This window comes from Sedimentibacter sp. B4 (genome assembly GCF_000309315.1).
In the GTDB taxonomy this organism is placed as follows: domain Bacteria; phylum Bacillota; class Clostridia; order Tissierellales; family Sedimentibacteraceae; genus Sedimentibacter; species Sedimentibacter saalensis.
On sequence record NZ_CANG01000389.1, the window covers coordinates 1 to 231 of the forward strand.

The 231-nt window shown below is 71.0% G+C and carries 1 pseudogene; it reads right to left on the reverse strand.

Annotation, left to right across the window (positions count from 1 at the left end):
• Positions 1-231, reverse strand: a pseudogene (locus BN358_RS23500) (ABC transporter ATP-binding protein); the annotation flags it as partial.

The window sequence follows — 231 nt, forward strand, 5'->3', positions numbered from 1 at the left end:
ACCCAGCCAGACCAGCGCGACCAGCAACAGGCCCGACAGCAGCACGCTGATCGTCTCGGTGACCGCCTGCCAGGTGCCGGTGGCGACGCCGAGCCGGCGCACCTTCTGCGACAGGGCGGCGTAGTTGTTGCCGAAGGTGCGTTCGCCGCCGATGCCGCGCAGGATCCGCAGGCCCGAGACGATGTCGGTGGCCATCGAGGTCAGCTCGCCGGTCCGGGTGCGTTCGGCCGT